Raw genomic sequence first — 14,321 nt, 5'->3', positions numbered from 1 at the left:
GTGTGTCAGCGGAATCAGCGCCCTTCACCTACCCCGAGGTAGGTGCCACCCGTGCGATCTTCCCCGCGGGCTACCACCGGTTCGAGCTCCGGCGCCCGATCGGCCACGGTCGCGCACTGTTCGACCGGGCCGCCACCCACATCCTCGGGTTCGGGATACAGAAGGGCACCGGCGTCTTCCAGCGGGCCGATACCGAAACCGCGGTGGCGGGAACGGAATTGACGGTAAGCATCGGCGTCGGCCCGATCGGCATCGTCGCACCGTGCCGAGTGGTCTACGTCCTCGACGAACCGGACCGCCGCGGCTTCGCCTACGGCACCCTGCCCGGCCATCCCGAGATCGGCGAGGAACTGTTCGCCGTCGAATACGACCCTGCCAACGACACCGTCTACGGCCTGATCACCGCCTTCTCCCGCCCCGGCGCCTGGTACGTGGCGCTCGGCGGGCCGGTCGTCCGGCTGATCCAGCGCTGGTTCACGCACCGGTACTTGAAAACCTTGCCCACCGGCCACTGAGCTGCACAGTCGTTCCACAGACCGGTGCCGTGAGAGGCCGGTACGACTCAGTAACTTCCGCGGGCCACGCGCGGCTCACTTCTCGACGGCCGTCGCGAGGCCTAGGCGCGGCTCCGTCCCGCCCGGGGGCTCCGCAAACTTGTGGCGCAGCGGGGCCATACAACGGTCCGCTGCGGCAGGTCCAAAGCAGCTCGCGCCGCAGCGGAGTTACGCGGGATCGGGACCCCGACGAAGCCAGTACGGCTCAGTATCCGCGACGCAGCCACCCAGGGTCCGCACAGTTCGCCAGCCGCTTCCTGCCGTCAATGTTGCGACGGGACCACGCGGCGCGCCGTCTGCGGTGGGCAACTTGGGCATCGTGCCGTGGCGGTGGCACACAGGGCTCCGTGACGAGGTGTGAACCCCATTGCCAAACGCGGCAGATCGCCTAGGCGACGTCCCTGGCCCGCACCTGCGCCACCAGCACGGCCGGGCCGATGCCCGGGCAGCTCTGAAAGCGCTCAGTGCAGAAGCGGTTGCCCACCGGGGCTTTGACAGTCAAAGACGGGCAACTACCTCGGAACCGGGGCTCGGTCAGAGGAGGGCGGCGAGCGCGTCCGCTTCGGCGGTGAGGGTGTCGCGACGGTCGGCAGCGCCGAGGAGGTCGTATTCGGCTGCAGCAGTGCGCCTTTCGTCGATCTCGCGATGCACGATCTGGGTGATGTCGGCTTCGGTGAGATCACGGCGCCGCACTTCGGCGGTGCCGAGCCCGACCGCACTGGCTTCCAGCGCGCCGGCTTTCGCGTCGCCCGCGTCGACCGCTTCGGCATTGTCGATCGCACTCAACGCGGACCGCAGCGCCGAGACCGCGCTGCGGTCACGAGCTTTCATCGCGGGCTTCAGCGCGGCACGCAGCCGCTCGCGCAGCACGGAGTCAGGCGTGTGCGAAGTTCCGGCAGTCATACCCGCAGACACTAATTGCCGCCGAGGAACGCGTCGAGCGAGTTTTCCGCCGATGCCCCAGGTCACAGGCAGTCATGCAGGCGTAGCGGAGTGATGTTTCCGCAGGGATTTCAGCACTGCCGGCGCGGGCACATCACGGCTTGGGCTTGGGCTTGGGCTTGGGCTTGGGCTTGGGCTTGGGCTTGGGCTTGGGCTTGGGCTTGGGCTTGGGCTTGGGCTTGGGCTTGGGCTTGGGAACGCTCGCACCCTCACTCGATCAGCCGGGTGACCAGCAGCCCGGTGAAGGCGATGAGCGCGACCAGTCCGACAGCCGCGGCGGCAGCGGTTACCACCGGGCGACCGGCGGCAACACGGCCGTGATGGAGAGCGCGGCCGCGGAACCATCCGAGAAAGCTCAGCAGCAAGGACAGCACTGCTGCGACCATCGGCAGCGCGTTGGTCGGCCAGCCGTCGGCGGTGACCTGGTGAGCGAACAGCAGCGCACAGCCCGCCGCGCCCAGCGAGGTCCGCCGCCAGGCCAGGGCCGTGCGCTCCATCGCCAGGGTCGGGGGCGTCACGACAGCAGCACCGCCAGGCAGGCCATCAGGGCAACGACAGCCACACCGACCGACAGCACGGGGACGAGGACGGTGCCGGGCAGTGGGCGGCCGGTTCGCATCGCGACATCCACCAGCCGCCAGTGCCGGAACGCCCCCAGCGCCACCGCGAACGACATGATCAGGCAGCTCACGGCGATGACCCCGCCGAACCCCGCCAGCCGCAACGGTTGCACCAGGGTATGCACGGCGACACCGCCCGCGAGCAGCCCGAGCGCCGTCCGGATCCAAGCCAGAAACGTCCGCTCGTTGGCCAGTGTGAACCGATAGTCGAGTTCTTCCTCCCCGTCCTCGGATTCACCCCCGACATCGGGCAACGCCATCACCGACCACCTCCGATCCCCCATCTTGCCGTCTCACCGCCTACCCACCCCGCAACGCGCCGACCACATCGTCCGCACGGGCGCACTCACCGTTCCTCGGCCATGCCGGACTCACCACTGGACCGGCGGCGTATCGCCCGCGAGATCAGGCGCGGGGGTGGGCCTGGTCGTGGACTCGTTTGAGGCGTTCCACCGAGACGTGGGTGTAGAGCTGGGTGGTGGCCATGCTGGCGTGGCCGAGGAGTTCCTGGACGACACGCAGGTCGGCGCCGCCTTCGAGCAGGTGGGTGGCGGCGGTGTGGCGCAGGCCGTGCGGGCCCAGGTCGGGCGCTCCGGGGATGGCCGAGACGACCTCGTGCACCACGGTGCGGGCTTGGCGCTGGTCGAGGCGGCGGCCGCGCTGGCCGAGCAGCAGTGCCCGGCCGGAATGTTCGTTGACCAGGGACGGGCGGCCCGCGCGGAGCCAGGCGTTCAGCGCGGTGTCGGCGGGGCCGCCGAAGGGTACCGATCGTTCCTTGTTGCCCTTGCCGAGGACACGGACGAGTGCGCGCTCCCGATCGATGTCGTCGATGTCGAGGCCACACAGTTCACTGACGCGGATTCCGGTGGCATACAACAGTTCGACGATCAGCCGATCCCGCAGTGCCATCGGATCCTGCTGGGCCGCCCCCGATTCCGCGGCATCCATAGCCTGCGCGGCCTGCCCCTGCGCCAGCACCGCAGGCAGCACCCGGTGCGCCTTCGGCGCCTGCAACCGCAATCCCGGGTCGATGGTCAGGCGCCCCGTCTCGGTGAGCCAGGCGGTGAAAGTCCTTGCGGCAGATGCTCGCCGAGACAATGTCGTGCGCGCCGCCCCCGCCGCCGCCAGCTCGGCCAACCACGACCGCAACAGCGGCAGATCCAGTTCCCGCACCGAGGAATCCGCCGACCGCGCGTACAGATGCTCGAGCAGCGAGCGCACATCCCCGACGTAGGCCCGCACCGTGTGCGCCGACCGATTCCGCCCCAACCGCAGATGGCGCCCGAACTCCGTGAGCAGCGCGGTCAGATCGTCGGGCAACACATCCATCTCCCCACCGTGACCCCTCCCTCGACCCCATGCAACCCACCACGCCGCATCGCCCTCTCACCACACAACCACACCGGGCAGGTTCGCCCCGGCCCCTACCGAACGCCCACCCTTCCCACCGGACCGTCCCGCACGGCACTACTCCCCGGCGCGCAGCTCACCGTGCTGGAGATTCTTTCTCGCTGCGGCGGCCCGGGAAGGCATCCGGGCGGCGGGTCGAAGCAAACTCACCGCCATCGCGGTCGAACAAGCGCCCCGGATGGGCGCGGTTGTTCGAGGAAATCCCGGCCGCGTTGCCCGTGAAAACCGTCGTCGTTCCTGGCTCCCGCTCTACGGAGAGCGTGCTACCGAAACTCGAGGACTCGTTGAAAACCGTTCTGCTGCATCGCAAACAGACGGCCTCCGATATCGACGAGATGTTGGCCGATCACCCTCTTTCCCAGGCCCTGACCTCGATTCCGGCCATCGGAGTCAGGACCGGCGCTCGCATCCTGCGCGAGGTCGGCGACAACACTGCTTTCCCCTCGGCCGGCCACCTCGCTTCCTATGCCGGGATTGCCCCGAATACCCACCGATCAGGCAGGTGCCAGAAGCACAACGCCGCTCTCACCTGCCTGGCCCGACGACGCCGCGACGTCCTCTACGCGATGCTGAAACCAAGCAGCCCTACCGAACACCCGCACCGATTCCGGCGTGACGCCGGCATGGACAACCCGATTCGTTCATGCTGGCAAACATGACGAATCGATGGGTCGGGATCACGATCGACTGCGCGAACCCGACACGGCTGGCATCGTTTTGGAGCACGATCCTGAATATCCCCGCCACGGCCGAACACGGCGATGATCCGGGATGGGCGACCGTCGGCTCGCGGTTCGACGACAGACCACGCTTGACCTTCCAACGAGTGGCCGAGCCCAAGATCGGCAAGGTCCGCATCCACCTCGACATCGAAGTTGACGACATCGAAGCCGGTCGCCGTCAGGTGGAGAACCTGGGCGGCTGCTGGTCCGGCGAGCGACACGACTACGACGAAGGAGTTGTCATGGTCATGCGCGATCCCGAGGAGCACGAGTTCTGCCTGGTCCAATACTTTCGCTGAGGCTCCGACTGGACACTGCACGGTTGACGAATCCCATAGAGCCACCCGGCCGAACCGCGGTCGGCCCGGCGACCAGCAGCGCGGCACCGGCTCCTGCGGCCAGCAGTAGTTCCAGCACCGCGGCGTCGAAACCGGGCGAGGCGACGTGCCCACCGCTGACATGCACGGCGCTGTCTACCGCTGACATCAGCGAACTCTCTTGTCACAGGCCGGCCCACCTCCTGTCGAGCGCCTGCCGCGGGTGCGGAACCAGCCATCGGAATCGCAGCCGACCAGGTCGGCGAGCTCCAGGCCGGGGAGGATGGCGCGGACTGTCGCGACATCGAGGCCGGATTGGTGGGCCAGGTCCAGAGGTAGGCGGGAGCCGATGGCGGGGAGGGCGGCGTAGACGTCGGCTTCGGCGCCGCGGAGTTGGGCGGCGGGGTCGATCGTGTCGTCGGTGACCGGGAGGCGGAGCGGGCCCGCCTCGTCGATGACGTCTTCGGCGCGGGTGACGAGCAGGGCTTCGCCGTCGCGGATCATGCGGTGACAGCCGACCGAGGACGCGGATCCGACGGGGCCGGGGACCGCCATCGCGGGGCGGCCCAGGCGGCGGGCCCATTTCACGGTGTTGCGGGCGCCGCTGCGCAGGCCGGCTTCGACGACGAGGACACCGTCGCCGAGGGTCGCGATGAGCCGGTTGCGGGCCAGGAATCGGTGCTTCTGCGCGCTGGTTCCCGGCGGATATTCACTGAGCACGAGGCCGGTGGCGGCGATGGCGGACAGCAGTCGGTCGTGCTGGGCGGGGTAGGGCCGGTCGACGCCACAGGCCAGCACGGCGACGGTCGGGCCGCCGACGGCGAGTGCCGCGCGGTGCGCCGCCGCATCGATGCCGAAGGCCGCACCGGACACGATGGTCCAGCCGCGCCCGGCCAGGTCACCGGCGATCTCACTCGCCACCTGCACCCCGTACCCGCTGCTGCATCGTGAACCGACCACGGCGACAGCACGTTCGGAGGCCGCCTGCAGTGAGAGCGGGCCGCGCGCCCACAGCACCAGCGGCACCGCGCCCTCGCGATCACGCTCACTGTCGAGCTGATCCAGACCGAGCATCCGCCAGCCCGGCCACTCGTCGTCGTCCGGCGTGATGACCCGACCACCCAACCCCCGCATCTGCGCCAGATCCGCCGCCGCCATATCCATCTCACGACGCGCGGCAGTAGGCCCACGCAACACCTCGGGCAGTTCGTGCTCGCGCACCGCCCTGGCCGCCTCGCACACCCCGACCGAGCCGATCAATGCCGACAACGCGGCACAGGGCCCCTGCACCACCCTCGACAGATACACCCACGCGAGCCGCCGCTCGTCGACATCACGATCGAGCACACCCGATGGCTGCTCCGAACGCACCCCGCCGACCGCCGACCACGGCACCGGCCCCACCCCGCCAGCACCACCATCCAGCGACGGCAGCGGCCGAGCAGACCCCGCCCTACCGTCCTCACCATCGAGCATCCGTTCCGGCTGCTCCGACACCACGCCGCCGACACCACCATCCAGCACCACCCTTGGCCGAGCCGACCCCGCCCCACCAACTTCACCATCGAGCATCTGTTTCGGCTGCGGCCGCGCGCCACCGCCACCGGCACCGACACCGACACCGACACCGACACCGACACCATCGTCGAGCGCCAGTTGCGGCCGTGCTGATCGCGCCCCGCCTACCTCACCGTCCAGCCTCTGCTGTGACTTCGCCGACTCCACCCCGCCGACACCACCGTCCAGCCTCTGCAGCGGCTTCGCCGACTCCGTCCGACCGACACCACCGCCCAACACCAGTTCTGGCCGCTCGGCTTCCTCCCCGCCCGACATTGCCTGAACGTTGTCGAGTTCACGCCGCCGAGGCCGCGGCTGCGCCGGCCCCGCTCCACAGTCACCGACGTCCGAAACCACCGAAGGCTTCCGTGCCGACGGCGCCACGGACGATCCACTCACCGCGCGCCCGCCCGTCATTGCGCACCCCGCTGCCGGAAGTTCAACGCCGACAGCACATCCTGCACGCTCGGTATCTCCCCGCCGCGCAGGTCACACACCGTCCACGCGACTCGGATCGCCCGGTCGGCGCCCCGGGCCGACATCCGGCCCAGCCGTAAGGCCGTCTCGATCGGTGCGATCGATTCGCGCGGCAATCGGAACCGTTGCCGCAGTACATGTCCGGGTACCTCGGCATTGGTCGTCCAGCCGTCGGCGCTCCAGCGCTCCAGGGCCAGGCCGCGGGCCCGCCTGACCCTGGCGGCGACGCTGGCGCTGGTCTCGACCTGTTCGTCGCCGAACGTCGCGCCGGCCTGGCCGTGCATCTGCACCCAGATGTCGATCCGGTCCAGGAGCGGGCCGGACAGTTTGCCCAGGTAGCGGCGGCGGGCCAGTGGGGCACAGATGCAGTCGACATCGCGGGCGGGTGCGCACGGGCAGGGGTTGGCCGCGAGCACCAGCTGGAATCGGGCGGGGTAGCGCGCGACACCGTCGCGCCGGGCGATCCGCACCTCGCCTTCCTCGAGTGGAGTGCGCAGTGCCTCCAGTACTTTCGTGCCGATCTCCGCGCACTCGTCGAGGAACAGCACCCCGCGGTGCGCGCGGCTCACGGCGCCGGGCCGCGCCATGCCGGAGCCACCGCCGATCATGGCGGTCACCGAGGTCGAGTGGTGCGGGGCGACGAACGGTGCCAGCGTGATCAGGGGCTGCGCGGCCGACAGCGAGCCCGCCATCGAGTGGATCGCGGTGACCTCCAGCGATTCGGTCTCCGACAGCGGCGGCAGCAGACCGGGAAGGCGTTGCGCCAACATCGTTTTGCCGATCCCGGGTGGTCCGGTCAGCAGCAGGTGGTGGCCGCCCGCCGCCGCGACCTCCAGTGCCCAGCGGGCCTCGTCCTGGCCGACGACATCGCTCAGGTCGCCGCTGGGCGCCTGCGCGTCCGGCACCATCCCGTCCGGTTCCAGCAGACCGCCTTCGCCGCGCAGCCAGGCGACCACCGCGCGCAGACTGACCGCGCCGAGCACTTCGATCCCCTCGACCAGCCCCGCCTCGGCCACCGCCGCCGCAGGCACGACCACCGTCGGTACGCCCGCGGTGCGCGCGGCGATCACCGCGGGCAATACCCCGCGCACCCGCCGGACCCGACCGTCGAGTGCCAACTCTCCGAGGAGAACGGTCTTCGCCAGCCGCTCCCCCGGCACCGCACCGGACGCGTCGAGCACCGAGACCGCCAGCGCCAGGTCGTAGACGCTGCCCACTTTCGGCAGCGTGGCCGGGGACAATGCCAGGATCACCCGGCCGTCGGGCCACTTCTCCCCCGTGTTGGCGACCGCCGAGCGCACCCGGTTGCGCGACTCCTGCAAGGCCGTGTCGGGCAGACCGACCAGATTCACCGAGGGCAGGCCCTGCCCGATATCGGCCTCGATCTCCACAAGCTGACCGTCGACTCCGGTCACCGCGACCGACAATGCGCGACCCAGCGCCATCAGAAGGCTCCGGCCAGGTGGTCGATGACGGGCCGGTGTCCGCGCGGGACCAGGACCGACACCACGTCGAACCGGATCCGCCGCCACGGACCGTTCTGCTCGGCCAGCCACAGCAGCGCGAGCCGGCGGATCCGCTGCTGTTTGCTGAAGGTGACCGATTCGGCCGGGGTGCCGAACCCCAGGCCCGATCGCGTCTTCACCTCGACGAACGCTGTCACCGACGGATCCTGGACGATCAGGTCCAGCTCGCCGTAGCGGCATCGCCAGTTGCGGGCGACGATCTCCATCCCCGACTCACGCAAGAACTGCGCGGCGAGTTTCTCCCCGTATGCGCCGAGCGCCTGTTTGTGTGCCACGGGTCGAGCATGCCGCTCGACGCCGTCGCGCCCAGTCCGGTGACCTGGGCGGATGACAACCCTGTGGACAACCGCCGACCTGTGGACAACCAGGCCGGCGGCGCGCCGTCACTCCGGCAGGCGCAGGTCGGGCTTCTCCAGCTCTTCGATGTTCACGTCCTTGAACGTGATCACTCGTACGTGCTTGACGAAGCGCGCCGGGCGGTACATGTCCCACACCCACGCATCGCTCATCCGCACTTCGAAGTAGACCTCGCCGTCGGCGTTCTGCGGTCGCAATTCGACAGAATTGGCCAGGTAGAAGCGACGTTCGGTCTCCACCACGTACGAGAACTGACCGACGATGTCCTTGTACTCGCGGTACAGGGACAGTTCCATCTCGGTTTCGTACTTCTCGAGGTCCTCAGCACTCATCGGGTGGGACGTCCTCCTTCTAGCAGCGCCGCGTTCATTGCTGACATCATCGCGCATGCGCGGGGCGGGTAGCCACTCGGCTACCGCCCGGCACCTCGAGCTCGCGCACATTCCGCCAGGACCGGCGGTGTTCGGTACTGGGTCCGAGCTGCCGGAGCGCGGCGGTGTGCTCGGGCGTGTTGTAGCCCTTGTGCGCCGCGAATCCGTACCCGGGCAGCTGCCCGTCCAGCTCGACCATCATCCGGTCCCTGGTCACCTTGGCCAGGATGCTGGCCGCCGCGATGCAGGCCGCCGTGGCGTCGCCGCCGATGACCGGCAGCGACGGCGCGGGCAGCCCGGGGACCTTGAAACCGTCGGTCAGGATGTAGCCGGGCGTGCGGCCGAGACCGACCACCGCCCGGCGCATGCCCTCGATATTGGCGACGTGGATCCCGATCGCGTCGATCTCCCACGCGGGCACCACGACGACGCTATAGGCCAGCGCCAGCCGCTGAACGACCGGGAACAGCTCCTCACGGGCCGCCTCCGTGAGTTTCTTGGAGTCGTCGAGCCCGGACAGCCTGTCGTAGGCCTTGGGCGCCAGCAGGCACGCGGCGATCACCAGCGGTCCGGCGCACGGGCCGCGGCCCGCCTCGTCGACACCGGCCACCGGGCCGAGGCCGCTGCGGATGAGCGCCGCCTCGAGCGTGCGTAAGCCGCCCGCCCGGCGCATCACCACCCGCGGCGGCCAGTTGGTCCGATCCTGCCCCACAGTTCGATTGTCCCCGTGTCTCGTCGCGTGTCAGTTTTCCTGCGGGTTCTCCGACCGCACCGGACCCATCCGGCTCGGCGGCCAGATCTTGAACACCGTCTTGCCGCGCACGTTGTCCACCGGCACGGTGCCCTGCAGATCGTCGCTGACGTGGGCGCGCGAGTCGGCCGACTCGTTGCGGTTGTCGCCCATCACCCACAGGTTGCCCTCGGGCACCTTCACCGGGCCGAACACCCGGCCCGCCGGGTAGACGGCGTTGGGGCGGTCGGTGAACCAGGGGTAGTCCTTCTTGATGTACGGCTCGTCGAGCGGTTTGCCGTCGACCATCACGCGGCCCTGCGGATCACAGCACTGCACGGTCTGCCCACCGACGGCGATGACGCGCTTGACGAGATCGTTCTCGTCCGGCGGCACCAGCCCGAAGTAGGACAGGAAGTTCTGCAGCCCGCGCACGACGGTGTTGTCGGAGCGGACCGACTTGTAGTGCCCGTTCCACGACGGCGGGCCGACGAAGACCACGACGTCGCCGGGACCGGGATCGGAACCGTAGTAGCTGATCTTCTCGACATAGATGCGATCGCCGATCAGCAGCGTGTTCTCCATCGACTGCGACGGGATCACGTACGGCCGTCCGACGAAAGTCACCATGAGCGCGGCGATCACGGCCGCGATCACGATCAGAATCGGCAGCTCCTGCCAGAACGGTCGCTGCTTCTTGTCGCCGCGCTTGCGCTTGCGCCGCCCACCTTCGTCGCCCGAATCGGACACCGACACCGACCCACTTTCGTCTGCCACGCCGAACAGAGTAGCCCGGCGCCCCGACCGAAGTCGGAGCGCCGGGCTACCGGAAATTTCTGTGCTGCGAACAGCTACCGCAAGATCAGCGCTTTTCCTTGATCTTGGCGGCCTTACCGCGCAGATCGCGCAGGTAGTACAGCTTGGCGCGACGCACGTCACCGCGGGTCACGACATCGATGTGGTCGATGTTGGGGCTGTGCACGGGGAAGGTGCGCTCGACACCGACACCGAAGGACACCTTGCGGACCGTGAAGGTCTCGCCGATGCCGCCGCCCTGACGCCGGATCACGACGCCCTTGAAGACCTGGATGCGCTCCTTCGAGCCTTCGATGACCTTCACGTGCACGTTCAGGGTGTCGCCCGGACGGAAATCGGGGACATCGCTACGCAGCGACTTCTCGTCGACGAAGTCAAGGGTGTTCATTTTCCACCTTTTCGGATTCTTTGCGCGAACAGAGGAACCTGGCGGCACTGACGCGCTCGACCGGTTCATGCTCAGAACAGGAGTGCTCCCGGACACAACTCGGCCGAGGCAACCGGTTCATTGTGCCAGACCAGGGACTCCGGACTGAAATCGGGCGACCCCGGTCACTCACCCGGGGTGGTGTCGGCCCGGCTGCGCGGAAGCAGATGGGGATGCGGCGGCGGTGCGGGGGGCGCCGCGACCACCCGCCGTGCGAGCTCGGCCTCGGCCGCCGTCTTGGCGTGCTCGACGTCGGGTTTGCCCGCGATGAGGTCCTGGATGAAGATCTTGGCGCGGATCACCGGGCGGCGATAGCGCTGTTCCCTGGCGATCGCGCGCGCCATGGTCTTGGGCCGCTCGCCGTAGCGCCAGCGGGCCCACGGCGCGCCGGGGCGGCTGAGCCGGATGGCCCCGATCAGCAGCAGCGGCGTGAAGAACATGCCGAACAGGCCCGTCCAGATCTTGCCCTTGACGATCACGATCGCCGCCAAGCCCAAGTTCAGGAGCAGGGTGCCGAGGACGGCGAGCCGGACGCCGATCCCGCGCGACTGCCGGAAGTCGTCGTAGTCGAGGAAGGTCTGCGGTTGCACGCCGAGCAGCAGCAGACCGGTCACCGCCAGCGCGACGAAGACCGCGTCGACCGAGGTGCGGCCCTGTTCCTCCCAGTAGACATCGCGCAGGTAGAAGATCAGCGCGAACTCGTCGAGCACCAGCGCCGCGCCGATCCCGAACAGGGCGGCGAGCACGCTGGAGGTGACCTGGGTGGAGTCCTCGGCGGTCGCGATCAGGCCGATGCCGGTGAGCAGCACCGTGATGACGCCGAAGACCATGTGGTGGATGTGGGTGTCACCCGCGGTGACATTGCCCGGCCACCACCGCACCTTGGCCCGGATCATCCGCACGCTGATCCGGATGACCACGAACCCGAGGATGAATCCCAGCAGGAAACACAACAGGGGCAGGCGGCCGTGCGCGATCACCTCGTCTTCGAGCCACCGTCGCATGCCGCCCGCCCTGTCGTCGAGTTACTTGCCGCCGAATCCCGCCCGGCGCAACGCGTCGGCCATCGATCCGCTGGGCTCGGCCGCGGGCTTGCGCTGGTTGCCGCCACGCCCCTGCTGGGCCTGGCCACGCCCCTGCTGTCCACGATCCGCGCCCTGACCACGGCCGCCCTGCGGACGACCCTGACCACGACCCTGGCCGCGCGGTGCGCCGCCACCACGATTGTCCCCCTGCGCGGGCTTTCCCGGCTCGTCGTCGAGCCGCAAACTCAGCCCGATCCGCTGCCGGGCCACGTCGACCTCCAGCACCTTGACCTTCACGACGTCACCGGACTTGACCACTTCGCGCGGGTCCTTGACGAAGTTGTGCGACATGGCCGAGACGTGCACGAGGCCGTCCTGGTGCACGCCGACGTCGACGAACGCGCCGAACGCGGCCACGTTGGTGACCACGCCCTCGAGCACCATGCCCGGCTGCAGGTCGGCGACCTTCTCCACGCCGGCGGCGAATTCGGCGGTCTTGAACTCCGGCCGCGGGTCGCGGCCGGGCTTCTCCAGTTCGGCGATGATGTCGCTGACGGTGGGCACACCGAACTTCTCGTCGGTGAAGTCGGCGGGCCGCAGCGCGCGCAGGGTGCCGGTGTTGCCGATGACCTCGGCCATCGGACTGCCGGTGTGCTCGAGGATGCGGCGCACCACCGGGTAGGCCTCGGGGTGCACGGCGGAGGTGTCGAGCGGGTCGTCGCCGCCGCGGATGCGCAGGAAGCCCGCGCACTGTTCGAACGCCTTGGGGCCGAGCCGGGGTACCTCGAGCAGCGCGGTCCGGCTGCGGAAGGGGCCGTTCTGGTCGCGGTGGGCGACAATGCTTTCCGCGACCGAGCCGGAGACACCCGACACACGCGAGAGCAGCGGCACCGAGGCGGTGTTCACGTCGACGCCGACCGCGTTCACCGCGTCCTCGACGACCGCGCCGAGCGAGCGGGCCAGCAGCGTCTCGGAGACGTCGTGCTGGTACTGGCCGACACCGATCGACTTGGGGTCGATCTTCACCAGCTCGGCCAGCGGGTCCTGCAGGCGGCGGGCGATGGAGACCGCGCCGCGCAGCGACACGTCCATGTCGGGCAGTTCGGCCGAGGCGTAGGCCGAGGCCGAGTACACCGAGGCGCCCGCTTCCGACACCACGATCTTGGTCGGCTTGTTCTCGGGGATGCGCGAGATCAGTTCGGTGGCCAGGGCATCGGTCTCGCGCGAGGCGGTGCCGTTGCCGATGGCGATGAGCTCCACGCCGAACCGGGCCACCAGCGCGGCCAGCACGGCCAGCGACTTCTCGGTCTGGCCCTGCGGCTTGTGCGGGTAGATGACCTCGGTCGCCACGGCCTTGCCGGTGGCGTCGACGACGGCGACCTTCACACCGGTGCGGTAGCCAGGGTCCAGGCCCATGGTGGTGCGGGTGCCCGCGGGCGCGGCGAGCAGCAGGTCGCGCAGGTTCGCGGCGAACACGTCGACCGCGTCCTTCTCGGCGGCCTGCCGCAGCCGCATCCTGGTGTCGATGCCCAGGCTCACCTGCAGCTTGGTGCGCCACGCCCAGCGCACGGTGTCGAGCAGCCACGGATCGGCGGCGCGGCCCTGGTCGGCGATGCCGACGGCGACCGCGATCCGGCCCTCGTAGATCGTGCGCTCGCCGGGCGCCGGCTCCTCGGTGTCGGGTTCGAGGTGCAGGGTGAGCACCTCTTCCTTCTCACCGCGCAGCAGCGCCAGGATGCGATGCGAGGGCAGCTTGTGGAACGGCTCGCTGAACTCGAAGTAGTCGGCGAACTTGGCGCCCGCCTCCTCCTTGCCCGCGCGAACTGTCGAGGTGACCTGGCCGCGGTTCCACATCAGTTCGCGCAGTTCACCGACCAGGTCGGCGTCCTCGGCGAAGCGCTCGACCAGGATGGCGCGGGCGCCCTCGAGCTGTTCGGCGGTGTAGCCCGCCGGATCGGTGGTCGGGTCGCCGATCAGCGCGTCGGCCACCGGCTCGTGCCCGGCCTCGCGCGCGATCTGCGCCTTGGTGCGGCGCTTGGGCTTGTAGGGCAGGTAGATGTCCTCGAGGCGGGCCTTGGTCTCGGCGAGCATGATCTGCTGGTGCAGCGCCGGGTCGAGTTTGCCCTGGCCCCGGATGGATTCGATGATCGCGCCGCGCCGCTCGTCGAGCTCGCGCAGGTAGCCGAGCCGTTCGTCGAGCTGACGCAGCTGGGCGTCGTCGAGGCCGCCGGTGACCTCCTTGCGGTAGCGCGCGATGAACGGCACCGTCGAACCGCCGTCGAGCAGTTCGACGGCGGCGCGGACCTGGGTCTCGCGCACCCCCAGTTCGTCGGCGATCCGCCTGCCCACGCTGGCGAGGACGGTCGTGCTGTCGGTCGGAGTGCCGTTCGACGTCGAACGGGCGGTCTCGGGCGCTGTCGTCACGTCCGCAGAGACTACAGCTCTTCCCCGACACCCGGCCGACTCCCAG

Annotated in this window: 15 protein-coding genes and 1 pseudogene; 3 read left to right on the top strand and 13 right to left on the bottom strand. The window is 69.4% G+C overall.

The annotated features are described in order from the left end of the window. Positions 1-2 precede the first annotated feature (2 nt). Positions 3-515 (top strand): DUF1990 domain-containing protein, encoded by a 513-nt coding sequence (locus tag ACFYWJ_RS14665; RefSeq protein WP_355280541.1) that lies wholly within the window; start codon positions 3-5, stop codon positions 513-515. A gap of 573 nt (positions 516-1,088) precedes the next feature. Here the strand turns inward: ACFYWJ_RS14665 and ACFYWJ_RS14660 are convergent. The 4 genes from ACFYWJ_RS14660 to ACFYWJ_RS14645 all read right to left on the bottom strand — a co-directional run bounded on the left by ACFYWJ_RS14660 (position 1,089) and on the right by ACFYWJ_RS14645 (position 3,445). Continuing rightward, the gene (locus ACFYWJ_RS14660) at positions 1,089-1,424 is read right to left on the bottom strand and encodes a GatB/YqeY domain-containing protein (protein WP_355280539.1); all 336 of its coding nucleotides are present in this window, start codon (positions 1,422-1,424) and stop codon (positions 1,089-1,091) included. Positions 1,425-1,705: 281 nt separating this feature from the next. Beyond that, a complete protein-coding gene (locus tag ACFYWJ_RS14655; RefSeq protein ID WP_355280538.1) occupies positions 1,706-2,014 on the bottom strand; it encodes a DUF202 domain-containing protein in 309 nt (102 codons plus the stop codon). After that, the gene (locus ACFYWJ_RS14650) at positions 2,011-2,376 is read right to left on the bottom strand and encodes a DUF202 domain-containing protein (protein WP_355280536.1); all 366 of its coding nucleotides are present in this window, start codon (positions 2,374-2,376) and stop codon (positions 2,011-2,013) included. Before ACFYWJ_RS14650 ends, ACFYWJ_RS14655 begins: the two co-directional genes overlap by 4 nt. Positions 2,377-2,521: 145 nt before the next feature. Beyond that, entirely contained in the window at positions 2,522-3,445 is a 924-nt protein-coding gene (locus tag ACFYWJ_RS14645) for a tyrosine recombinase XerC (RefSeq protein ID WP_355280534.1), read from the bottom strand. Positions 3,446-3,595: 150 nt separating this feature from the next. On the opposite strand from ACFYWJ_RS14645, the pseudogene ACFYWJ_RS14640 reads away from it, so the two are divergent. Further along, positions 3,596-4,142 (top strand): annotated as a pseudogene (locus tag ACFYWJ_RS14640) (transposase); the annotation flags it as partial. A 27-nt stretch (positions 4,143-4,169) separates the two neighbouring features. Next, entirely contained in the window at positions 4,170-4,547 is a 378-nt protein-coding gene (locus tag ACFYWJ_RS14635) for a VOC family protein (RefSeq protein WP_355280532.1), read from the top strand. Between the two features lie 186 nt (positions 4,548-4,733). Here ACFYWJ_RS14635 and dprA read toward each other — a convergent pair whose 3' ends face one another. The 9 genes from dprA to ACFYWJ_RS14590 form a co-directional block, all read right to left on the bottom strand. Further along, positions 4,734-6,065: a DNA-processing protein DprA gene (dprA, locus tag ACFYWJ_RS14630; protein ID WP_387163166.1), complete on the bottom strand. Its 1,332-nt coding sequence runs from the start codon at positions 6,063-6,065 to the stop codon at positions 4,734-4,736. 470 nt (positions 6,066-6,535) lie between these two features. Next, positions 6,536-8,044: a YifB family Mg chelatase-like AAA ATPase gene (locus ACFYWJ_RS14625; RefSeq protein WP_355280529.1), complete on the bottom strand. Its 1,509-nt coding sequence runs from the start codon at positions 8,042-8,044 to the stop codon at positions 6,536-6,538. Further along, complete coding sequence (locus tag ACFYWJ_RS14620) at positions 8,044-8,400, bottom strand: YraN family protein (protein ID WP_355280527.1); 357 nt, start codon at positions 8,398-8,400, stop codon at positions 8,044-8,046. Before ACFYWJ_RS14620 ends, ACFYWJ_RS14625 begins: the two co-directional genes overlap by 1 nt. Positions 8,401-8,508: 108 nt before the next feature. Then, on the bottom strand, positions 8,509-8,814 hold the full coding sequence (locus ACFYWJ_RS14615) for a DUF2469 domain-containing protein (protein WP_011210678.1): 306 nt from the start codon (positions 8,812-8,814) through the stop codon (positions 8,509-8,511). A 46-nt stretch (positions 8,815-8,860) separates the two neighbouring features. Next, positions 8,861-9,565, bottom strand: a complete 705-nt coding sequence (locus ACFYWJ_RS14610; protein WP_355280525.1) for a ribonuclease HII — start codon at positions 9,563-9,565, stop codon at positions 8,861-8,863. A 30-nt stretch (positions 9,566-9,595) separates the two neighbouring features. Then, a complete protein-coding gene (lepB, locus tag ACFYWJ_RS14605; RefSeq protein ID WP_378833202.1) occupies positions 9,596-10,360 on the bottom strand; it encodes a signal peptidase I in 765 nt (254 codons plus the stop codon). A gap of 85 nt (positions 10,361-10,445) precedes the next feature. Continuing rightward, on the bottom strand, positions 10,446-10,787 hold the full coding sequence (gene rplS, locus ACFYWJ_RS14600; protein WP_019048201.1) for a 50S ribosomal protein L19: 342 nt from the start codon (positions 10,785-10,787) through the stop codon (positions 10,446-10,448). 164 nt (positions 10,788-10,951) lie between these two features. Further along, positions 10,952-11,830: a hypothetical protein gene (locus tag ACFYWJ_RS14595; RefSeq protein ID WP_355280523.1), complete on the bottom strand. Its 879-nt coding sequence runs from the start codon at positions 11,828-11,830 to the stop codon at positions 10,952-10,954. 21 nt (positions 11,831-11,851) lie between these two features. Next, complete coding sequence (locus ACFYWJ_RS14590; protein WP_355280522.1) at positions 11,852-14,275, bottom strand: Tex family protein; 2,424 nt, start codon at positions 14,273-14,275, stop codon at positions 11,852-11,854. Positions 14,276-14,321 lie beyond the last annotated feature (46 nt).

It is taken from the genome of Nocardia sp. NPDC003269, from assembly GCF_042888005.1.
Classification (GTDB): domain Bacteria; phylum Actinomycetota; class Actinomycetes; order Mycobacteriales; family Mycobacteriaceae; genus Nocardia.
This window is presented reverse-complemented; position numbering and strand designations above follow the sequence as displayed.

Bases quoted from the DNA above. Each gene is read 5' to 3' on its own strand.
- ACFYWJ_RS14650 (WP_355280536.1), bottom strand. From the start codon at position 2,376: ATGGCGTTGCCCGATGTCGGGGGTGAATCCGAGGACGGGGAGGAAGAA.
- ACFYWJ_RS14645 (WP_355280534.1), bottom strand. From the start codon at position 3,445: ATGGATGTGTTGCCCGACGATCTGACCGCGCTGCTCACGGAGTTCGGG.
- ACFYWJ_RS14635 (WP_355280532.1), top strand. From the start codon at position 4,170: ATGCTGGCAAACATGACGAATCGATGGGTCGGGATCACGATCGACTGC.
- ACFYWJ_RS14625 (WP_355280529.1), bottom strand. From the start codon at position 8,044: ATGGCGCTGGGTCGCGCATTGTCGGTCGCGGTGACCGGAGTCGACGGT.
- ACFYWJ_RS14615 (WP_011210678.1), bottom strand. From the start codon at position 8,814: ATGAGTGCTGAGGACCTCGAGAAGTACGAAACCGAGATGGAACTGTCC.
- rplS (WP_019048201.1), bottom strand. From the start codon at position 10,787: ATGAACACCCTTGACTTCGTCGACGAGAAGTCGCTGCGTAGCGATGTC.
- ACFYWJ_RS14595 (WP_355280523.1), bottom strand. From the start codon at position 11,830: ATGCGACGGTGGCTCGAAGACGAGGTGATCGCGCACGGCCGCCTGCCC.